The following is a 2,965-nucleotide window of genomic DNA, read 5'->3' as shown; positions in this document are numbered from 1 at the left end:
GCCCGAGGATTGAGCGGTGCCGAGCGAGTTGGTACCAGGCGGATTGTTGCCGGGCGGATTCACTGCGTTGGGTGATTGGCTATTGGGTGCGACGCCAGCCGACGGATTGGCCAGTCCAGTGGTGGTTCCCGCAGCGGCATTGCCGTTTCCGGTGCCGTTCGGATTGGTGGCGGGATTGTTGAGCCCGACAGTACCCGAACTGTCTTGCCCCGCGGCATTCGCCGGGCCGGCCGGTGCAGGATTGGTCGTTGCCGCGCCGGCGCTGCCGGCACGCGGCGAACCTGCGCCGCCCGTTGCGGCGGACGAACTGCTCGCGCCACCTCCGGCCGAACCGCCACCGCCGCCTCCGCCCCCACCGCCGCCGCCGCCCCCTCCGCCGCCACCTTGGGCGTAAACCAGAGGGGCCGTGAGGGTGAGGGTAAGGACGAGGGCAACAGATCGCAGTTTCATGGCTGCTTCTCCAAACAAGACCAAGCCTGCTGGAGCGCCTCGGTTCCTACCGTGCCGGAGCGCGTGGCACTTTTGCCCGACCATTTCAGGCTTGCTTCGCGCCGGTATCGCGCTGAAGCACGATGCAGTTTGCTCGGAATCGGTTTACCGGGTCCGGCTGTTCACGTCTCCCCGCTTGCGGGGAGAGGTCGCCGCGCCAAGAGCGATGCCTCAGGCCTAGCCAAGTGCGCGCCGGTTGAGGGGGGCCTCTCCACGAGCGCGGTGCTTGGAGATTCCCCCTCACCCCAACCCTCTCCCCGCAAGCGGGGAGAGGGGGCGCATCTTCCGCACGTCTTTGATCGAACCTCATTTCATTATGCTTTCGGCCTGCCGAACCGCGACATTATCGAGCAGCATTGCGGCCGTGAGAGGAATATAGTGGCCGTCGAGTTGCCAATCGGACGTGCCGAAGTCTTTCCTGATATTCATGGCAACGGACATGCCGTCGGCAGGCATCGATCTCGACCCGATCTTGGGTCCATCCAGCTTTGAAGTGCATCGTTCGGACCATCTTCAAACGGAGGATAACATGCCGCTGTTCATCACCTACGCCTCATACTCCAATGCCGGAATCAAGGGCATCATCGACAAGCCGACAGATCGCACGGAGGCGATCAAGGCGCTGGTCGACAAGGCAGGCGGCAGGCTTGTCGCCGTCTACATGACGACGGGGCCGCATGACGTGGTGCTCATTACCGAACAGGCTGACGGATCGGATGCTGTCGCCGTCGGGATGGCTGCGGCCGCCAGCGGGGCCGTGGCGAAGATCGAAACGGTGCGCGCCTGGACGCTCGGCGAGTTCAAGGGCATCGCGGAAAAGGCCTCCCGATTTGCGCAGGTTTACGTTCCGCCTGGACGGTGAATGATCCGGGAATTCGTAAGGCGGGTCGGCGCAGCCTAACCCGCCGGTCCGCGCAGTGTCAGCGGCGGATTAGGCTTGGCGAATCCGCCCTGCGGGCTACAACTGCTTGAGCCGGGAGGTTGGATAGGTCGAGCGAAGCGATACGCATCACGGTCGGGAAAAAGAGGATGGGTTTCGCGAAGAGCTCAACCCATCCTACCCGTGCTCTCACAGATGGGCTTACGGCAAACGCAGCGGTCGCTGCGAAGCGCGCGGCGCCTGGTCGAGGCGATCGGAATTGATGACGGATTCGACACCCCTGGCAAAGGCGACGCATTCAGCGTGAGTTTCAAAGCACCCGCAATGCCTGCCTCCGAAAAGCGAGATGGTGCGACCCGGCTGTCGCATGTTTGGAAGCCTCATTCCGCATCCACATTCCAGCGTGCCGATCCGCTCACCGGTGTCGCCGTCAATCACATCGTGGACAAAACCCTTGCGAGCGCGCCCATCAACTTTGGGTACCTGGATGTCCATTGCGTTGGCCCTCATCGTCTGGGATGGTGGCAATAGAGCGATAATCCCGAAGTCTCCTTGCGTTCCCCGAGAATACGGCCACGAGCCATCGGCCTCATGTGAACTGCTTCACGTCGAGCCGCGATCCGTTGCCGCAGTTGGCCGCGACAGGCGAAGCGCCAGGATGCGCGTCGGCAGGCGATCTCACGGGGGGGCGAAGCATTGTATCCCGCGACGGTATCTCCTGCAGATGCGCGCTGCACACGATTGAAGCGCATGTGGACGAGCATCGAGACCTGGAGACAAAGCCGATGCGTCGGCGTGCAGGCAGTTGTGTTAAACCTGGGCGCGTTGATAAATCGTGATTTGGATTTGCCGCTGATCGTATCACACTTTAAGTCGTCAGCGCGACCAATTGACGTATGCTGCTTCTGATTTCGGCGCGGCAGTTAATTGCTCCGATGCAGGCGACATTTTAACCGAGCTGATGCGGCCTCAAATTTTTCAAATCAGCCTCTGACTCTAATCAGCCTCACCTCGACTTTTTACGACACCTCAGGTGTCGCTCGCTGAAACACTCCGCTGCTACGGTCTGGGTGAGTTTCTCGCCGAGGATGGAAGATTGCGCGTCCAGCACAGGGCGGAGTGAGAGAGTGACTTTCGCGATGAACTTCAATTCCTAGAATTCGCAGCCGCCGCAACACGCGGAGGCACCCTCGTCTCGAACTCGCGGAGGGATCTGTTGTGAAGTTACCTGTCCTTTTTGTCATCGCTGTCGGGAGCTTATCCCCGGTCGCCTGGCTCGAGCTGAATTTCCAAAAGGCGGATCGCACCGCGTCAACCGTCGAACGCTCCGACCCTGCCAGGCATTTCGAAGTGGTCCGTGTCGCCAACCAGACCACGGCGAGAATACTTGCACTTGATGAGGCGAGGCGTCTTGCATTCTGGACCCTTGTGCTGAAGAGCAGAGAACAGAGTTGCGATGGTGTCGTTCGGGCCTCGCACACAGGCGCCACCGCGTCCGGGCTCGATCGATGGACCGTGGTCTGTCGGGACGGCAACCAATATTCGATCAGCGTTGAGCCGAACGCAATGGATTCGGTCTGCGTCGGAAACGCGTTC

At 61.2% G+C, this 2,965-nt stretch carries 4 protein-coding genes and 1 pseudogene; 2 read left to right on the top strand and 3 right to left on the bottom strand.

The features are described 5' to 3' along the window. Together JOZ76_RS35965 and JOZ76_RS35960 are read right to left on the bottom strand one after the other, a co-directional pair. Nucleotides 1–450 (bottom strand): annotated as a pseudogene (locus JOZ76_RS35965) (hypothetical protein); the annotation flags it as partial. A 345-nt stretch (nt 451–795) separates the two neighbouring features. After that, nucleotides 796–945 carry a hypothetical protein gene (locus tag JOZ76_RS35960; RefSeq protein ID WP_291706120.1) on the bottom strand — a complete coding sequence of 50 codons (150 nt, stop codon included), beginning with the start codon at nt 943–945 and terminating at the stop codon, nt 796–798. A 73-nt stretch (nt 946–1,018) separates the two neighbouring features. Between JOZ76_RS35960 and JOZ76_RS35955 the strand changes: the two genes are divergently transcribed. Then, nucleotides 1,019–1,351 (top strand): GYD domain-containing protein, encoded by a 333-nt coding sequence (locus JOZ76_RS35955; protein ID WP_291706119.1) that lies wholly within the window; start codon nt 1,019–1,021, stop codon nt 1,349–1,351. A gap of 219 nt (nt 1,352–1,570) precedes the next feature. On the opposite strand, the gene JOZ76_RS35950 is transcribed toward JOZ76_RS35955, so the two are convergent. After that, nucleotides 1,571–1,864 (bottom strand): hypothetical protein, encoded by a 294-nt coding sequence (locus JOZ76_RS35950; RefSeq protein WP_291706118.1) that lies wholly within the window; start codon nt 1,862–1,864, stop codon nt 1,571–1,573. 723 nt (nt 1,865–2,587) lie between these two features. On the opposite strand from JOZ76_RS35950, the gene JOZ76_RS35945 reads away from it, so the two are divergent. Beyond that, a partial coding sequence (locus JOZ76_RS35945; protein ID WP_291706117.1) for a hypothetical protein occupies nt 2,588–2,965 on the top strand: 378 nt, incomplete at its 3' end.

Origin of the sequence: Bradyrhizobium sp., from assembly GCF_019244115.1 — a bacterium.
Lineage (GTDB): Bacteria > Pseudomonadota > Alphaproteobacteria > Rhizobiales > Xanthobacteraceae > Bradyrhizobium.
This window is presented reverse-complemented; position numbering and strand designations above follow the sequence as displayed.